This window comes from Streptomyces yamdrokensis (assembly GCF_053890455.1).
In genome coordinates this window covers 7,260,249-7,276,697 of record NZ_CM132679.1, presented here as the reverse complement: position 1 = coordinate 7,276,697, position 16,449 = coordinate 7,260,249, and the positions used below count along the sequence as shown (strand labels likewise).

The following is a 16,449-nucleotide window of genomic DNA, read 5'->3' as shown; positions in this document are numbered from 1 at the left end:
CGCGCCACGTGGTCCTCCGTCACCTGGCTCCGGCCGGCCCCACCCGGTTCCCCGACCGCGCGGGGCCGGCAACGGTCCGCGCCTCCGCCCGGGCGGCCGGCCACCGCGGCCGCTCCACCGTGGGCCACGACGTCATGCGCGTCCCCCTCGATCGACCCCTCACCCCAGGAGCCACACCATGCGTTTCGCCGCGTACGAACATCAGCACCGCCGCCGGGTGGCCGTCGTGGAGGACGACGGCACCCTCTTCCCGTTGCCGGGCGTCTCCTCGCTGTCCACGCTGATCGTGGAGACCGACGGCCTGCCCGGGCTGCTCGCCGCCGGACGGGAGGCGCTCGACGTTCCGGCCGGCCCGCATGTCTCCCAGGTACGGCTGCTGCCTCCGCTCCAGCCGGCGTCGGTGCGGGACTTCGTCGCCTTCGAGGAGCACGTCGAGAAAGTGCGCCGCTCCGTCGACGGTGTCGCGGGTGTTCCCGAGCAGTGGTACGCGGCGCCGACCTTCTACTTCACCAATCCGCACGCGATCCACGGCGACCAGGACGACATCCCGATGCCGCCCGGTTCGGCCGTGCTCGACTTCGAACTCGAGGTAGGAGCCGTCATCGGCCGGGAGGGCCAAGACCTCACCCCCGAGCGGGCCCGCGACCACATCGTCGGCTACACCGTCTTCAACGACTGGTCCGCCCGCGACCTGCAGTCCGCGGAGATGAAGGTCGGCCTCGGCCCCTGCAAGGGCAAGGACACCGCCACCACCCTCGGCCCGTACCTGGTCACCGCCGACGAGCTGGAGCCGTACCGGGACGCCGACGGCTTCCTGCGCCTCGCCCTGACCGCCGAGGTCAACGGCGAGGCCGTCGGCAGGGACCTGCTGTCCAACATGAGCTGGACGTTCGAGGAGATGGCCGCCTACGCCTCCCGCGGCACCCGGGTCGTGCCGGGTGACGTGCTCGGTTCGGGAACCTGCGGCAACGGCGGCTGCCTCGCCGAACTGTGGGGTCTGCGCGGCGAGCGGACCCCACCGCCGCTGAAGCCCGGCGACACCGTCGGCCTCACCGTCGAGGGCATTGGCACCCTGACCAACACCGTCGTCCCCGGCGTGTCGCCCGTGCCGCTGCCGGCCGGCCGGCGTCGCGGCCGGGAGCGGCCGTGAGCGACCCGCACCCGAAGAAGCTGCTCGGCAAGGTCGTCGTGGTCACGGGTGCGGCCCGGGGCCAGGGCGCCGCCGAGGCCGAGGCCCTCACCCGCGCGGGCGCCCGCGTCGTCGCCACCGACGTGACCCCCGCAGGGGACTGTCGCCGCCTCGACGTCGGCAGCGACGAGGAGGGGGCCCGGCCGGCCGCCGAGTTGAAGGACGCGTACGGACGGGTGCACGGCCTGGTGAACAACGCGGGCATCACCTGGCGCGCACGGGTCGGTGACGTCCGGGCCGAGGACTTCGAGCGCGTCCGCCCGGTCGACGTCACCGGTCCGCTGCCCGGTATCCAGCACCTGAGCCCGCTGATGCCGCCGGGCTCCTCGATCGTGAACGCCGGCTCCTCCGCCGCGCTCACCGGCCATTACCCGGACGCCCACACCGCGAGCAAGTGGGGTCTGCGGGGCCTGTCGAAGACCGCCGCGCTGGAACTCGGGCCACGCGGCATCCGGGTGAGCACCGTCCACCCCGGTTGCGTCGAGACCGGGATGACCGCCTCCGCCGCCCCGGCGTTCCGCGAGACCAACGTCCGCGAGACCCCGCTGGGCCGCACGGGGACGGTCGAGGAGGTCGCCCCGCTGGTCGTCTTCCTGCTGTCGGGCGAGTCGTCGTTCATCACCGGTGCCGAGATCCCCGTCGACGTGGGCCTGACGGCGCACGGCGCTGTCAAGTCCGTCTCCGACGCCCTGTTCGGCCCGGAGGCCGGCGGATGGAGCGGCTCGACGGGGAGGTGGTGCCGATCTCCGGGACCGCCCGCGGCCGGGACCGGGCGGCCGCCCTCCGTCTCGCGGCCGGGGGCGCGCTCGTCGTCGGCGGCGACCTGCTGCACGAAGAGGTTCCGGAGACCCGGCGGCCGGTCGCCCGCGGGGGCGGCACGATCCTCGCCCCCGGCTCCCTGGACGTCACCCCTGCCCGGCGCCCCCGTATGAAAGGAACCCCACCATGAACAAGGTCCGCGGCAACGCCGCCGAGGCGGTCGCCGACATACCCGACGGTGCCTCGCTCGCCGTCGGCGGCTTCGGTCTCTCCGGTGTCCCCGCCGCCCTCATCGACGCCGTGTACGCGCAGGGCACGACCGGTCTGGACGTCGTCTCCAACAACTGCGGCGTGGACGGCCGCGGCCTCGGCGTGCTGCTCGCGGCCGGTCGCATCGCCCGGGTCACCGGCTCCTACGTCGGGGAGAACAAGGAGTTCGCCCGCCAGTACCTCAGTGGTGAGCTGGAGGTGGAGCTGACCCCGCAGGGCACGCTCGCCGAGCGGCTGCGGGCCGGTGGCGCGGGCGTCCCCGCCTTCTACACCCCGGCCGGCGTCGGCACCCAGGTCGCCACCGGCGGCCTGCCCTGGCGCTACGCCCCCGACGGATCGGTGGCCGTAGCCTCCCCGCCCAAGGAGACCCGCGACTTCCACGGCCGTCCGTACGTCCTGGAGCACGGCATCACCACCGGCTACGCCCTGGTACGGGCCTGGCGCGGCGACCGCCACGGCAACCTCGTGTTCCGCAGGGCCGCCGCCAACTTCAACCCCCTGGCCGCCATGGCCGGCCGCGTCACGGTCGCCGAGGTGGAGGAACTCGTCGAACCCGGCGAACTGGCCCCGGACGAGGTCCACCTGCCCGGCGTCTACGTCCAGCGGATCGTACTGCTCAGCCCCGGGCAGGCCGCCGACAAGCCCATCGAGAAGAGGACGGTAAGCACCTGATGGCCTGGAACCGCGACCAGATGGCCGCCCGCGCCGCCGCCGAACTCACCGACGGCTCCTACGCCAACCTCGGCATCGGCCTGCCCACCCTGATCCCCGGTCACCTCCGGCCCGGCGTACACGTGGTCCTGCACTCCGAGAACGGCATCCTCGGCACCGGCCCCTACCCGTACGGGCACGAGGTCGACCCGGACCTGATCAACGCGGGCAAGGAGACCGTCACCGTCCTGCCGGGTGCGAGCTTCTTCGACTCCGCGCTGTCCTTCGGCATGATCCGCGGCGGCCACATCGACACCGCCGTCCTCGGCGCCATGCAGGTCTCCTGGAACGGCGACCTGGCCAACTGGATGATTCCCGGCAGGATGGTCAAGGGCATGGGCGGCGCCATGGACCTCGTGCACGGCGCCCGCCGCGTCATCGTCCTCATGGAGCACACCGCCAAGGACGGCAGCCCGAAGATCCTCGAAAAGTGCACGCTCCCCCTCACCGGCGAACGGTGCGTGCACCGGATCATCACCGACCTCGGCGTCCTCGACGTCACACCGGACGGCCTCGCCCTCGTCGAGACCGCTCCGGACGTCACGATCGAGGACATCACCGCCCGCACCGACACCCCCCTGCGCCTGGACGGCTTCACGGCCGCCTGCTGAACACAGAGCGCGCCGGCGCTCTTTGAAGTCGGTGCGCACCGTACCGGCTTCTTGCGCGACGCAGACCATTGACATCGGGGTCGCACCGCCGCAATATAATCAGCACACCAATGATTGGCCTACTGACCATGAGGTCGTGCCCGTGTCCGCCGCCCTCGCTCCCCGGTGTCCTCCACTCCTTCCGCACCAGGAGGCCATGTGCCCGTGACTACTGATCCTCTCCGCATCGCCGTGGTCGGCGGCGGCATCGGCGGACTGGCCGCGGCCCTGGCAGTCGCCCGCTCCGGACACGCCGTGACGCTCGTGGAACGGGCCGCCCGGTTCGGTGAGATCGGCGCCGGCCTGCAACTCGCCCCGAACGCCTCGCTCGCCCTTGAGGAACTCGGTGTCCTCGCGGCTGTCCAGCGGACCGCGGTCGCGCCGCCCGCCCTCGTCATGATGGACGCCCTGACGGGAGACCAGATCACGTCGCTGGACCTCCGCAGCGCGGCCTACAGCCGGCGTTTCGCCCATCCGTACCTGGTGACGCACCGCACGGACCTGCATACCGCGCTGCTGTCCGCCTGCCAGGAGCACCCTGCCATCACGCTGCGCACCGGACACACCGTCACGCACGCCGAACAGGACGCCTCCGGTGTGCGTCTGCACTTCGCCGAACCGGTGGAGCAGCTGACCGCCGACGCGGTCGTGGCCGCGGACGGCCTGCACTCGCGGCTGCGGCAGATCCTCGTCGGCGACGGCGACCCGGTCTGCTCGCGCTACGTGGCGTTCCGCGGCGCTCTGCCCACCGGGAGGATGACCGGCCGCATGGCGCGGCACGCCGCCTCGGAGGCGGTGATGGTGTGGGCCGGCCCCCGCATGCACCTGGTGCAGTACCCCGTGCGCCGCGGTGAGCTGTACAACCAGGTCGCCGTCTTCGAGAGCGACCACTACACGCCGGACTCCGACGACTGGGGCACCGAAGCGGAACTCGAGGAGCGCTTCGCCGGGGCCTGCCAGGCCGTACGCGACGCCCTGCCGCTCGTCTCGCGCGACCGGCGCCGGCCGCTGTACGACCGCCTGCCCATCGACGAGTGGGTGCACGGCCGGATCGTGCTCCTCGGCGACGCCGCCCACCCGATGCTGCAGTACCTGGCCCAGGGCGCCTGCCAGGCGCTGGAGGACGCGGTCGCCCTGGGGCACGCGCTGGGACGGTTCACCGATCCCGCCGGCGTCTTCGCGGCGTACGCGGCTCAGCGCCGGGAGCGGGCGACACGCATCCAGACCAACGCCCGCCGCTTCGGCGAGATCTGTCATCTGGAGGGCATGGGGGCCACCCTGCGCACCATGCTCCTGACGTCCCGCAGACCCGACGACTTCGATGACATCTCCTGGGTGTGGACGCCGGCCGCGGCCGGCGTCCCCGCTCCGTGAGCCCGTACCAGAAGGAGGAAACTATGACCGACGAACCCGCTTACGAGGTCCTGGAGGGACTGGGAGCCGCACCGCTGTGGCGCTTCCACGGCAACCTGTTCCCCGCCCGGCCGAAGAGCCGTGCCGTGCCCTACCGCTGGAGCTGGCGGGAGCTGCGTCCGCACCTGCTGCACTTCTCCGGGGCGCTGTCTCTGGAGGAGGCGGAACGGCGGGTGCTCATGCTGGTGAATCCGGGCCTGACCGATCCCCCGGCCACCGTCACCACCCTCTACGCCGGACTCCAGATCATCCTGCCCGGCGAGACCGCACAGGCGCACCGGCATACCTCCAACGCCTTCCGCTTCATCCTGGAGGGCGACGGCGCGTGGACGACCGTCAACGGCGAGCGGGTCTTCATGTCCCCGGGCGACCTGCTGCTGACCCCCGGGTGGCACTGGCACGACCACACCCATGAAGGCGACGCGCCGATGATCTGGCTCGACGCGCTCGACTACCCGCTCGTCAACGCCCTGGAGGCCGGCTTCTACGAGAAATACCCCCAGCGCCTCCAGCCCGTCACCCGTCCCGACGACGCGGGCAGCCGGCAGTTCCTGCACGGCCGGCTGAACCCCGTCTGGCTCACCCAGGACGGCCCCAACTCCCCCGTGAGCCGGTACACGTGGGAAGAGACCCGGCGCTCCCTGGACGCCATCGCGGACACCGCCGAGGGGAGTGACGTCGACGGCATCGTCCTGGAGTACACCAACCCGTGGACGGGCGGGCCGGTCATGCCCACCATCGGCTGCCGCGTCCAGCGGCTGCGCCCCGGTTTCCAGGGCGCCGGGCGCCGGCACACGGCCTCCACCATCTTCAGCGTCGTCCGCGGCGAAGGCGCCACGATCGTCGACGGGGAGCGGCTGGAGTGGTCCGGGAACGACACCTTCGCCGTACCCGGCTGGGCGTCCTACCGGCACCTGAACACCTCGGCCTCGGACGACGCCGTCCTGTTCTCCTACAGCGACGAACCCGTCATGCGCTCCCTCGGCCTCTACCGCGCGGAGGACGCCGACCCCGGCGCCTGATCCGCCCCCACCCGGCTCTCGCAAGGAGGCCACGATGCACCTGGCTCTGTTCAACAAGGGGCGACTCGGCCTGGTCGACGGCGGCGAACTCGTCGACGTGACCGAACAGCTCGCCGGCCCCGGCACCCCCGGCCCGGCCGGAGCGCTCCAGCGGTACATCGAGACCACGGCCCGCGACGGCGCCGCGCACCTCGAGCTCTCCGGCTGCCCGCGCGTTCCGCTCGCCGAGGCCGCTCTGGAAGCCCCGCTGCCCCGCCCCGGAAAGATCGTCGGTGCGCCGGTCAACTACCTCGACCACAAGGCCGAGATGGAGTACACCACCTCCATCGCCGACCTCGGCGTCTTCCTCAAGGCGAACTCGTCGGTCGTCGGACCGGGCCAGGACATCATCCTGCCCTACACCGACAAGCGCACCGACCAGGAAGGCGAACTGGGCGTCGTCATCGGCCGCACCGCCCGTCACGTCAGCGCCGGCGAGGCGCTGGACCACGTCTTCGGCTACACGTGTGTCCTGGACATCACCGTCCGCTCCGGCGAGGACCGCTCCACACGCAAGTCGTTCGACACCTTCACCCCCATCGGACCGTGGGTCGTGACCGCGGACGAGATCCCCGAGCCGGACACCCTCGGCCTGCGCTGCGACGTGGGCGGCACCACCCGGCAGGAGACCAGTACCGCGGATCTGATCTTCGGCGTCCGGGAGCTGATCGCCTACACCTCCTCCGTCATGACGCTGCACCCCGGCGACGTGATCGCGACCGGCACACCGGCCGGTGTGGGGCCGCTCGCCCACGGGGACCGTGTCGTCCTGGAGATCGAGCGGGTCGGCCGCCTGGAAGTGGGCGTCGACGGGTCCCGGGCCGTTCCCTACGGCCGGCGTCCCGGCCTCCGGGGCCGCTGACGGCGACCGGGGCACGCGAGGTGGTGCCGGGCGCTCGTAGACTCCCAGGCAGGCCGACCGGTCCCCCGGCCGGCATCACCTCGGCGGCGGACGAACGGAGCATTGTGGCGCGCGCACTGGACCTGCACAACTACGTCGGGCACCTGATCCGGCGCGCGGAACAGGTGCACACCGCGCTGTGGTTCCGGCACGTGTCCCGGGAGATCACGTCGCAGCAGTTCGCCGTCCTCAACGCCCTGCGCCAGGAACCCGGCATCGACCAGCGCACCCTCGCGCGCCTCACGTCGCTGGACCGCTCCACGGTCAACCAGATGGTCCGTCGTCTGACCGATCAGCGCTACGTGAGCCAGGTACGCGACGAGAAGGACCGCAGGCGGACCCTGCTGAGCCTGACCGGCGAAGGAGCCCAGCTGCTCGACTCCCTGATCCCTCCGGCGAAACGGATCAACGAGCAGCTCCTGGAGTCGCTGTCGGAGAGCGAGCGGCCTGTGGCCGCGGACATCCTCCGCAAGATCGCCTCCATGGACGGCGAGTCCCCCGACGGCGGGGCGTGACGGCCCGGACACCGGCCCTGCCCGGGCGCCGGTGACCGGCGGAGTGGTTCCGTGCTTCGCGGCATCACGACAAGGAGCGGCTCGGTGCCAAAGCTCCGGTCGCCCCGATGCCGTGCCGTTCGAGGACCGCGGATCCGCACACGGACGCGATGCCGTCACTCGATGGTGATTTCCCTCCCTGCCGCATCCGGTGTGGGGCGACCCTGGGAACGGCGGCGGGTGATCGGTGCCGTGCCGCGTAAGCGTGCTGTGGGTGGGGAGAAGGATGAGCCGAGAAACGGGACGCCGTGAGGGCCCCGAAGAACAGGCCGTGCTGCTGGTGGCCGGACTGGCGGACCTGGCGGTGAGCACGCTGGGATCCGCCGTGGGGGCGGTGCGGGGGCTGTTGCGCCGCTCGGACGCCGCGGAGCTGGCGGCGGAGGCCGAGCGCGACCTGACGGCGCGGGGGCGCCTCGTGCTGGACCGGTACGCGGCCGTGCCCCCGGCCCACCTGGAAGTCCTCGCCCAGCACGTTCTGGCCCGGCAGGCCGCCGATGGCGTCTGACCGGTGGGAGCACGCCGCGTTCAAGTCCCGCGTCGACGGGGTACTGCGGCGGTTCGTCGCGCGGGAGGCCGAGCAGTTCGCGGCGATCGACCCGGCCCTGGGCCCGGTGGCCGAACAGCTGGAGGCGGTGGTCGCGGACGGCAAACGGCTGCGTGCGGCCTTCTGCTACTGGGGCTGGCGCGCGGCGGGGCAGCCGGACAGTGACGCCCTGGTGCGGGCGGCGGCTTCCATGGAGCTGGTGCATGCCGCCGCGATCGTGCACGACGACCTCATCGACGACAGCCCGTTGCGGCACGGCCGGCCCACGGCTCACATCGCGCTGCGCGGTGCCGTACGCCGTCGTCCCCGTGGCACCGCCGCCGCACGGTCGCTGGCGATGCTGGTCGGGGATCTGCTGATGTCGCTGGCCGGGGAGCTGTTCACCGCCTCCGGCCTGCCCGCGGCCTATCTGGCGCGGGCCCGGCCGCTGTGGCCGGCGCTGGCCCGGGAACTGATCGCGGGCGAGTGTCTGGAGATCCTCCAAACCGGAGCCGATCCGGACACCGCGGCGTCCCTGAAGGTGATCCGGTACAAGACCGCCAAGTACACCGTCGAGCAGCCCTTGCTGATCGGTGGCGCCCTGGCGGGGGCCGACGGGCGGCTGCGCGCGGGGTACTCCGCGTACGGCCTGCCCCTGGGCGAGGCGTTCCAGCTGCGGGACGACCTGCTCGGTCTGTTCGGGGATCCGGAACGCACCGGCAAGGCCAACGCCGATGACGTACGCGGCCACCGCCCGACGGTCCTGCTGGCGGAGACCTGGCGGATCGCCGGCGAGGAGGAGCGGGCGCGGCTGCGCGCTCTTCTGGGCCGGCGCGACGTGGCCGGGGAGGGGCTGGACGCGGTGCGCGAGGTGATGCGCCGGCTGAAGGTGCCCGACCGCGTCGAGGGCATGATCACCGCCCGTGTCGAGGAGTCCCTCGACGCCCTCCATGAGTTGTGCGTGCCGGCACACGCCGCCGCCGCCCTGACCGAACTGGCGCGTTCGGCGGCGGTACGCCTGTCCTGAGCGGCGCGCGGAGACCAAAGACCGCATCCCTCACCGGCCGCCGGCCCCGCCCGCCGGGGGCGGACCCGTGGGAAGACAAGGAGCCCTGCCATGACCTGCACCCGCGCATCGATGGACGCCCTGCGCCAGTCCGGTGACGAACTCGCCGATGCCACCGTCGCCACCCTGTTCGAACGCGGGGAGGTGGGCAAGTTCAACGCCCTGATGCGCTACGTCTCCACCGCCGGCGCTCCCCTGCCGGACGGCCTGCCCGACGTCGCCCGCGAGTACCTCCGGGCCACCGGTGTCCCGCCGGCCTGGGTGGACTGGGGTGAGATGGAGAAGGCACGGATGTTCTTCATCGACAACAACGTGCACATCTCCACCGCGCTGTCCTTCGCCTCCATGCCCGCCTGCTACGTCGTCCCGCACGTGGCGAAGCTGCTGTCGGCCACCCACTCGCTGAAGTACCCCTCCAAGCGGATGGCGGAGACCGGTCAGTTCACCGTCTACCTGATGCAGCCCGGCGCTTTCGAGGCCGGCAGCCGTTTCATCCCCGCGGCGCAGAAGGTCCGCCTGCTGCACGCCTCCATCCGCCACCACCTCGCACGCGAGGACCGGTGGGACACCGGAGCGCTCGGTACGCCGATCTGCCAGGAGGACATGATCGGCGGGCAGATGTTCTTCTCCCTGCTCGTCCTGGACAGCCTGCACCGCCTCGGCATCCACATGTCAACGGAGGGCGCCGAAGCGTACTACTACGCCTGGCGCGTGGTCGGAGCCATGCTCGGCGTCGATCAGGACGCCGTACCCGGGACCCTCGCCGAAGCCCGCGCCTTCCTCGATCTGTACATGGTCCGGCACATGGGGCCTTCCGAGGAGGGCGCGCACCTGACCCGGCAGCTCATCGACCTCTACGAGGAGATCGTGCCCGGCACCTTCTTCGACCCGGTCGTCTCCGCCCTGATCCGCCACCTCGTCGGCGACACCTGCGCCGACTGGCTCCAGGTCCCCAGCAGCCCGTGGGACACCGTCGTCAAGGCCACCCCCCACCTCCTGGGCGTCCTGGAGACCATCGAGGACCGCTCACCCCTCGGAGCCTGGGCCCTGGACCGCCTCGGCCACCTCACCACCGTCCTCGAGCTGTCCTCCCTCACCCGCGGGCGCGTCATGCACTACGCCATCCCCGAACAGCTCAAGAAGGAATACGGCGTCTCCAGCACCGTGCCCCCCAACCACCGGTGGACCCCGCCGGCCACCACGGTCCCTTCGTGACCCGCCCTCTCACACAGCGCCGGCACCGGCTCACGGGCCCGCGTCCGCCCGCGCGGGCGGACGCTGTCCGGTCGGGCGATCCGCAGTCGGCGAGGCGCGGCGGGCTCGCCCTACCCCACGAGCCCGCCGAGCGCGCCCTCGGCGGGGCCCGGCCGGCGGGGCGGGGTGCGTGTCCGCGACGGGCGGGGCCCGGGCGTACGGAAGCGCACATGCGCGAGTTAACCGGCGCACCTCACGCGGCGCGACGCTCCCGGCTGTTCGGTCTGCGGATCCAGGGGCGCCGTTCCGCGGGGCCGGGGGCGCCGCTCCGCGGCACGACCTCCTCGTTCAACCGGTCGGACGCGCCCTCCGGGCGGCACACCGAAGGGGCGCCGAAGATGCGCTCGCGAAACCGAGAGGCCCGACGGGGACGCCTCACGGACCATATGGTTCACGTATGCACATTCACTGAATCGTTTTCTGACAACGTTCGACAATCCCGTCCCCCAGTCGGCAAAGCCAACCCTCGCAGGTAGAGACCACTGCTCCACATCCCTGTGACGCCGATAACGGTTTGTGTTTGGTTCCGTGATTTCCCGATGGACTGTGTTGACTTTACGAGTCGTTAACAGTCAATGTGTGCGCACCCCGACCGCTCTGACGCAGATGACAGAGCGGCACGCACCTGAGGAGACGCCATGTCACTGCGGACCCAACGCCCCGTGCTCCGCCGGGCCCTGGTGGCCCTTGCCGCCCTTCCCCTGCTCGCCACGGCGGCGTGCGGCGGCTCCGGCACCGAGGACAGCGCCTCGGGCGGTCAGGGCACGTGCGAGAAGAGCGAGGGCAAGGTCGAGCTGACGTACTGGTCCTGGATCCCCGGCGTCGAGAAGGCGGTGGCCGAGTGGAACCGCCAGAACCCGGACATCCAGGTGTCCGTCAAGTCGACCCCGAACGGCAACGCCGGCACGTACCAGAACATGTCCAACGCCCTGAAGGCGGGCAACGCCCCCGACCTCGGCCAGATCGAGTACGACTCCCTGGCGAGCTTCCGCCTCCAGGAAGGCCTCACCGACATCGCCGCGTGCGCGGGCGTCAAGGAGGCCGAGGACGACTTCGTGAAGTGGACCTGGTCGCAGGTGACCTTCGGGGCCGGCGGCGAGGACGGGGTCTGGGCGGTCCCGCAGGACACGGGCCCGATGGCCCTCTTCTACCGCAAGGACCTGTTCGAGAAGCACGGCATATCCGTCCCGAAGACCTGGGAGGAGTACTACGAGGCGGCCAAGAAGCTGAAGAAGGCCGACTCGAAGGCGTACATGACGCACTTCTCGCAGACGGACCCGAACTGGTTCAGCGGCCTGCTGTGGCAGAAGGGCGCGAGCATGTTCGGCCAGGAAGGCGACACGTGGAAGGTCGACGTCGACAGCCCGGCCGCCGGTGAGGTGGCGGACTACTGGCAGAGGATGATCGACGAGAAGCTGGTCGCGACCAACCTGCAGGGCTTCTCCCCGGCGCTCTACAAGGCGTGGAACGAGGGCGAGGTGGCGACCTGGGTCAGCGCCGCCTGGGGCTACAGCACCATCCGTGACAACGCCAAGGCGACCTCCGGCAAGTGGGGCGTCGCACCGATGCCGCAGTGGTCGGCGGGCGAGGCCACGGCCGGCAACTGGGGTGGCTCGACCACGGCCGTCCTCGGCAAGAGCGAGCACCCCCACGAGGCGGCGAAGTTCGCGCTGTGGCTGAACACGGACCCGAAGGCGCTGGAGATCCTCAACCGTGAGGGCGGTCTCTACCCCGCGGCCACCGAGGGACTCGGGCTGAAGGCCCTGCAGCAGCCGGTGGACTTCTACGACGGCCAGAAGATCTTCGACGTCTTCGCGGACGCCTCCGAGAACGTCACCACGGACTGGACCTTCGGCCCGACGATGACGGACACCTACCGCTTCATGGGCGACGGCATCGCGGGAGCGCTGGGCGGCAAGGGAACCCTCCAGGACGCGCTCGAGCAGACGGACGCCAAGACGGTGGACTCCCTGGAGAAGCAGTCCCTCGAGGTCGCCAAGTAAGTTCCGGGTACCGGCGGCGCGTGGGACACGCGCCGCCGGTCCTCTCCCTCCCCCTCGTCGAGCAAGCCCGGGAAGAGACCACCGCATGACCGTCGACCGGACAGCCGCGGCAGCGGCGCCGCCAGTCAAGAACACCGCAGTCCCCGCTCCGCCGCGCCGCAAGCGGAACTGGGCGCCTGCCTTCTTCCTCCTGCCGTTCTTCATACCGTTCGTCCTGTTCACCCTGGTTCCGGTCGGCTACGCCTTCTACCAGAGCCTGCTCAGGACCGAACGGACCGGCGGCACCTTCGGCCGCAAGACGACCGTGTTCGCCGGCCTCGAGCAGTACAGGGAAGTACTGGGCGACCCCGAGTTCCTCGGCAGCGTCGGCCGGGTGGTGCTCTTCGGCCTGGTGCAGATCCCGTTGATGCTGCTGCTGGCCCTGACGCTCGCGCTGCTGCTGGACTCCACGGTGGCCCGTCTCAAGCGCTTCTTCCGCATCGCCTACTTCGTGCCGTACGGCATCCCCGGCGTGATCGCGGCGCTCATGTGGGCGTTCCTGTACGACCCGCGCCTGTCGCCCGTCGTGGAGCTGCTGGACAAGGCGGGGGCCGCGCCGGACTTCCTCGGCTCGTCGATGATGCTCTGGTCCATCGGCAACATCGTGACCTGGACCTACACCGGGTACAACATGCTGATCATCTACGCCGCGCTGCAGGCCATTCCGGGCGACATCTACGAGGCGGCGCGCATGGACGGGGCGAGCGAGGCGAAGATCGCCTGGCGCATCAAGATCCCCATCCTGCGTCCGGCCCTCATGCTGACGGGCGTCTTCTCGATCATCGGGACCCTGCAGCTGTTCACCGAACCGCAGGTGCTGCGTTCCATCTCCACCAGTGTCACCAGTACCTACACCCCGAACCTGGCGGCCTACTCGCTCGCCTCGTCGGACAACTACAGCGAGGCCGCCGCCATGTCGGTGACGCTGGCCCTGGCCACGTTCGTCCTGTCGTTCGGATTCCTCAAGTTCACGGGTCGAAAGGCTGAATCATGAGCCTCCTCACCGACACCGCGGGCGCCCACGCGCCCGCGCCGGCCTCCCCGACGGCGTCGCGCGGCCCGCGGGAGAGCCGCCTCTCGGTGGCCGTCGCCACCGGTTTCCTGGCCGTGATCGCCGTCTACATGCTGCTTCCGGTGTTCTGGCTGGTCGTCTCGGCCACCAAGAGCCAGGGCGACCTGGTCGACACGTTCGGCCTGTGGTTCTCCGACATGCACCTGATCGACAACCTGCGGGCGCTGTTCGCCAAGCAGGACGGGGTCTTCCTGCCCTGGCTGCTCAACAGCCTCCTCTACGCCGGTGCGGGCGCGGCCGTCGGCACACTGCTGTCCGCCATGGCCGGTTACGCCCTGGCGAAGTACCGCTTCCGCGGACGGGAGTTCCTGTTCTCCGCCGTCCTCGGCGGGGTGCTGGTCCCGGCCACGGCGCTCGCGCTGCCGCTGTTCCTGCTCTTCGCCAAGGTGGGCGCCACCAACACCTTCTGGGCGGTCTTCCTGCCGAGCATCGTCAGCCCGTTCGGCGTCTACCTCTCGCGCATCTTCGCGGCCGCCTCCGTGCCCGACGAGCTCCTGGAGGCCGCCCGCATCGACGGGTCCGGGGAGCTGCGGACCTTCTTCACCATGGCGGTGAGGCTGATGTCGCCCGCCATGGTGACGATCTTCCTGTTCCAGTTCGTGGTCATCTGGAACAACTTCCTGCTGCCGCTGGTGATGCTCCAGGACGACCGCCTCTACCCGGTCACCCTGGGCCTGTTCACCTGGCAGTCCCAGGTCAGCCGCGACCCGTCGCTGCAGATCCTCAGCCTCACCGGGTCGCTCGTCTCGGTCGTCCCGATCGTCATCACCTTCCTGGTGCTCCAGCGCTACTGGAAGGCCGGTCTCGCGGCGGGAGCGGTGAAGTCGTGAACGACGCGCTCAAGCACCTGTCCGACCGGCTCGGCGGCATCGCCTACGGCGGTGACTACAACCCGGAGCAGTGGCCGCGCGAGGTGTGGGAGGAGGACGTCCGCCTCATGCGTGAGGCCGGCGTCAATCTCGTCACCGTCGGCGTCTTCTCCTGGGCGTTCCTGGAGCCGCGCCCGGGGGTGTACGAGTTCGGTCTGCTCGACGAGGTCATGGACCTGCTGCACGCGAACGGCATCGCCGTCGACCTGGCGACGGCCACGGCGTCCCCGCCGCCGTGGTTCTCGCTGCGCCACCCCGAGGCGCTGCCGGTGACCGCCGAGGGCGTCCGGCTGAGTCACGGCTCACGGCAGACGTTCTGCCCGAGCAGCCCCGCGTACGCCGAGGCGGCCGGCCGTCTCACCGAGCGGATCGTGGAGCGGTACCGCGAGCACCCCGCGCTCGCTCTGTGGCACCTGCACAACGAGTGGGGCAACCACAACGCGCACTGCTTCTGCGACATCAGCGCCGAGGCCTTCCGGGACTGGCTCCGGCAGCGGTACGGCGGTCTCGACGGTCTCAACGAGGCCTGGGGAACGGCGTTCTGGAGCCAGCGGTACGGCGACTGGGCCGAGGTCATGCCGCCGCGTGCCACCGCCGCCGTGCCGAACCCGACCCAGCGGCTGGACCACTGGCGGTTCTCCTCGGACGCGCTGCTGGCACTGCACCGGCGCGAGGCCGGGATCGTGCGCCGGCTCTCCCCCGGTGTGCCGCTCACCACCAACCTCCTGGTCACCCTCGAGAAGAAGGTCGACGGGTTCTCCTTCGCCGAGACGTGCGACTTCGTGTCCGTGGACCAGTACCTCACGGCCGCGGACCCCGAGGCGCACATCGGGCTGTCCCTCGACGCCGACCTCGCGCGCGGTATGGGCGGCGGCGCTCCGTGGCTGCTGATGGAGCACTCCACCTCCGCGGTGAACTGGCAGCCCCGCAACGTCGCGAAGACCCCGGGGCAGATGCGGCGCAACAGCCTCGCGCACGTGGCGCGCGGCGCCGACGGCGTCCTGTACTTCCAGTGGCGCCAGTCGAAGGCCGGCGCCGAGAAGTGGCATTCGGCGATGCTCCCGCACGGCGGCACGGACACCAAGACCTGGCGTGAGGTCACCGCTCTCGGCCGGGATCTGGGGGCGCTGGCGGAGGTACGCGGCACCCGCGTGGTGTCGGACGTGGCGCTCCTCTTCGACTGGAACGCCTGGTGGGCCCTCGAGATGGACGCCACCCCCTCGCGGGACCTGCGCTACCTCGACCTGGTCCGCGCCTGGTACGAGGCACTGTGGTCGCTGGGCGTCACCTGCGACCTGGTGCACCCCGGGAGCGACCTGAGCGGTCACCGGCTGGTCCTCGTGCCCAGTCTCTGCCTGACGAGCGACACGGACGCCGCGGCGCTGAACGGGTTCGTCGCGGACGGCGGACACGCGGCCGTCGGCTTCTTCAGCGGTGTGGTGAACGAGCACGACCACGTCCGCCTCGGCGGCCATCCGGGGGCGTACCGGGACATGCTCGGAATCCGGGTGGACGAATTCTTCCCGCTCCGGGAGGCGGAGACGGTCCGGCTCTCCGACGGCTCCCGGGCCGCGGTCTGGACCGAACTCGTCGAACCGCGCGGGGCCGAGACCGTCCTGTCGTTCGCGGCGGACCCGTCGTGCGGCGGTCCGGCCCCTGGGCACCCGGCGATCACGCGTCACGGTCACGGTGACGGCGTGTCCTGGTACGTGGCGACGCGCCCGGACGCGGACGCCCTGCGCACGCTGCTGGCCCGGGTCTGCCGGGAGGCCGGGGTCACCGCCGCGGCCGAGGTCCCGGCCGGGGTCGAGGCGGTCCGCAGGCGCGGCCCGGACGCCACGTACCTGTTCCTGATCAACCACTCCCCGCGCGACGTGTCCGTCCCGGCGGCGGGCACCGACCTGCTGAGCGGCGCCACCGCCGACGGCGAGGTCGTCGTCCGCGCGGGCGACGTCGCGGTGATCCGGGAGCACGGCGGCCCGCCGGCGGGCCGGTGACGGAATGCTCGCCGGCCACACCGAGTGGAACGCTTCCGGCGCGGTGAGCATCGCCGGGCCGGAAGCGGCCGACACCCTCCTCACCGACCCTGGCCTCGACAGGCACTGCCGTGAGGTG

The 16,449-nt window shown here is 71.3% G+C and carries 14 protein-coding genes and 1 pseudogene; all 15 read left to right on the top strand.

Translation table 11 applies throughout. The features are described from left to right. The first annotated feature begins 178 nt into the window (after positions 1-178). The 15 genes and pseudogenes from ACWZEH_RS31980 to ACWZEH_RS31910 all read left to right on the top strand — a co-directional run bounded on the left by ACWZEH_RS31980 (position 179) and on the right by ACWZEH_RS31910 (position 16,331). The gene (locus ACWZEH_RS31980) at positions 179-1,150 is read left to right on the top strand and encodes a fumarylacetoacetate hydrolase family protein (RefSeq protein ID WP_456194544.1); all 972 of its coding nucleotides are present in this window, start codon (positions 179-181) and stop codon (positions 1,148-1,150) included. Next, positions 1,147-1,881 (top strand): annotated as a pseudogene (locus ACWZEH_RS31975) (SDR family NAD(P)-dependent oxidoreductase); the annotation flags it as partial. The gene ACWZEH_RS31980 and the pseudogene ACWZEH_RS31975, both read left to right, overlap by 4 nt. Before the next feature lie 253 nt (positions 1,882-2,134). Beyond that, positions 2,135-2,890, top strand: a complete 756-nt coding sequence (locus tag ACWZEH_RS31970; RefSeq protein ID WP_456194543.1) for a CoA transferase subunit A — start codon at positions 2,135-2,137, stop codon at positions 2,888-2,890. Further along, a complete protein-coding gene (locus ACWZEH_RS31965) occupies positions 2,890-3,540 on the top strand; it encodes a CoA transferase subunit B (protein WP_456194542.1) in 651 nt (216 codons plus the stop codon). Before ACWZEH_RS31970 ends, ACWZEH_RS31965 begins: the two co-directional genes overlap by 1 nt. Positions 3,541-3,744: 204 nt before the next feature. Continuing rightward, on the top strand, positions 3,745-4,953 hold the full coding sequence (locus ACWZEH_RS31960; protein ID WP_456194541.1) for an FAD-dependent monooxygenase: 1,209 nt from the start codon (positions 3,745-3,747) through the stop codon (positions 4,951-4,953). A gap of 23 nt (positions 4,954-4,976) precedes the next feature. After that, the gene (locus ACWZEH_RS31955) at positions 4,977-6,014 is read left to right on the top strand and encodes a cupin domain-containing protein (RefSeq protein ID WP_456194540.1); all 1,038 of its coding nucleotides are present in this window, start codon (positions 4,977-4,979) and stop codon (positions 6,012-6,014) included. 34 nt (positions 6,015-6,048) lie between these two features. Further along, on the top strand, positions 6,049-6,915 hold the full coding sequence (locus ACWZEH_RS31950) for a fumarylacetoacetate hydrolase family protein (protein ID WP_456194539.1): 867 nt from the start codon (positions 6,049-6,051) through the stop codon (positions 6,913-6,915). Positions 6,916-7,019: 104 nt separating this feature from the next. Beyond that, positions 7,020-7,469: a MarR family winged helix-turn-helix transcriptional regulator gene (locus tag ACWZEH_RS31945; protein WP_456194538.1), complete on the top strand. Its 450-nt coding sequence runs from the start codon at positions 7,020-7,022 to the stop codon at positions 7,467-7,469. A gap of 265 nt (positions 7,470-7,734) precedes the next feature. Continuing rightward, on the top strand, positions 7,735-8,013 hold the full coding sequence (locus tag ACWZEH_RS31940; protein WP_456194537.1) for a polyprenyl synthetase: 279 nt from the start codon (positions 7,735-7,737) through the stop codon (positions 8,011-8,013). Continuing rightward, on the top strand, positions 8,003-9,058 hold the full coding sequence (locus ACWZEH_RS31935; protein WP_456194536.1) for a polyprenyl synthetase family protein: 1,056 nt from the start codon (positions 8,003-8,005) through the stop codon (positions 9,056-9,058). Before ACWZEH_RS31940 ends, ACWZEH_RS31935 begins: the two co-directional genes overlap by 11 nt. Positions 9,059-9,148: 90 nt before the next feature. Then, on the top strand, positions 9,149-10,312 hold the full coding sequence (locus ACWZEH_RS31930; RefSeq protein WP_456194535.1) for an oxygenase MpaB family protein: 1,164 nt from the start codon (positions 9,149-9,151) through the stop codon (positions 10,310-10,312). Positions 10,313-10,989: 677 nt separating this feature from the next. After that, complete coding sequence (locus tag ACWZEH_RS31925; protein WP_456194534.1) at positions 10,990-12,354, top strand: ABC transporter substrate-binding protein; 1,365 nt, start codon at positions 10,990-10,992, stop codon at positions 12,352-12,354. 85 nt (positions 12,355-12,439) lie between these two features. Beyond that, a complete protein-coding gene (locus tag ACWZEH_RS31920) occupies positions 12,440-13,387 on the top strand; it encodes a carbohydrate ABC transporter permease (protein ID WP_456194533.1) in 948 nt (315 codons plus the stop codon). Continuing rightward, complete coding sequence (locus ACWZEH_RS31915; protein WP_456194532.1) at positions 13,384-14,295, top strand: carbohydrate ABC transporter permease; 912 nt, start codon at positions 13,384-13,386, stop codon at positions 14,293-14,295. Before ACWZEH_RS31920 ends, ACWZEH_RS31915 begins: the two co-directional genes overlap by 4 nt. Beyond that, complete coding sequence (locus tag ACWZEH_RS31910; protein ID WP_456194531.1) at positions 14,292-16,331, top strand: beta-galactosidase; 2,040 nt, start codon at positions 14,292-14,294, stop codon at positions 16,329-16,331. The genes ACWZEH_RS31915 and ACWZEH_RS31910 overlap by 4 nt, the downstream gene beginning before the upstream one ends. The last annotated feature ends 118 nt before the right edge of the window (positions 16,332-16,449 follow it).

Excerpts from the sequence above, each read along its gene's own strand:
- ACWZEH_RS31935 (WP_456194536.1), top strand. The coding sequence starts at position 8,003 with ATGGCGTCTGACCGGTGGGAGCACGCCGCGTTCAAGTCCCGCGTCGAC.
- ACWZEH_RS31940 (WP_456194537.1), top strand. The coding sequence starts at position 7,735 with ATGAGCCGAGAAACGGGACGCCGTGAGGGCCCCGAAGAACAGGCCGTG.
- ACWZEH_RS31980 (WP_456194544.1), top strand. The coding sequence starts at position 179 with ATGCGTTTCGCCGCGTACGAACATCAGCACCGCCGCCGGGTGGCCGTC.
- ACWZEH_RS31915 (WP_456194532.1), top strand. The coding sequence starts at position 13,384 with ATGAGCCTCCTCACCGACACCGCGGGCGCCCACGCGCCCGCGCCGGCC.
- ACWZEH_RS31970 (WP_456194543.1), top strand. The coding sequence starts at position 2,135 with ATGAACAAGGTCCGCGGCAACGCCGCCGAGGCGGTCGCCGACATACCC.
- ACWZEH_RS31965 (WP_456194542.1), top strand. The coding sequence starts at position 2,890 with ATGGCCTGGAACCGCGACCAGATGGCCGCCCGCGCCGCCGCCGAACTC.
- ACWZEH_RS31920 (WP_456194533.1), top strand. The coding sequence starts at position 12,440 with ATGACCGTCGACCGGACAGCCGCGGCAGCGGCGCCGCCAGTCAAGAAC.
- ACWZEH_RS31925 (WP_456194534.1), top strand. The coding sequence starts at position 10,990 with ATGTCACTGCGGACCCAACGCCCCGTGCTCCGCCGGGCCCTGGTGGCC.
- ACWZEH_RS31955 (WP_456194540.1), top strand. The coding sequence starts at position 4,977 with ATGACCGACGAACCCGCTTACGAGGTCCTGGAGGGACTGGGAGCCGCA.
- ACWZEH_RS31950 (WP_456194539.1), top strand. The coding sequence starts at position 6,049 with ATGCACCTGGCTCTGTTCAACAAGGGGCGACTCGGCCTGGTCGACGGC.
- ACWZEH_RS31930 (WP_456194535.1), top strand. The coding sequence starts at position 9,149 with ATGACCTGCACCCGCGCATCGATGGACGCCCTGCGCCAGTCCGGTGAC.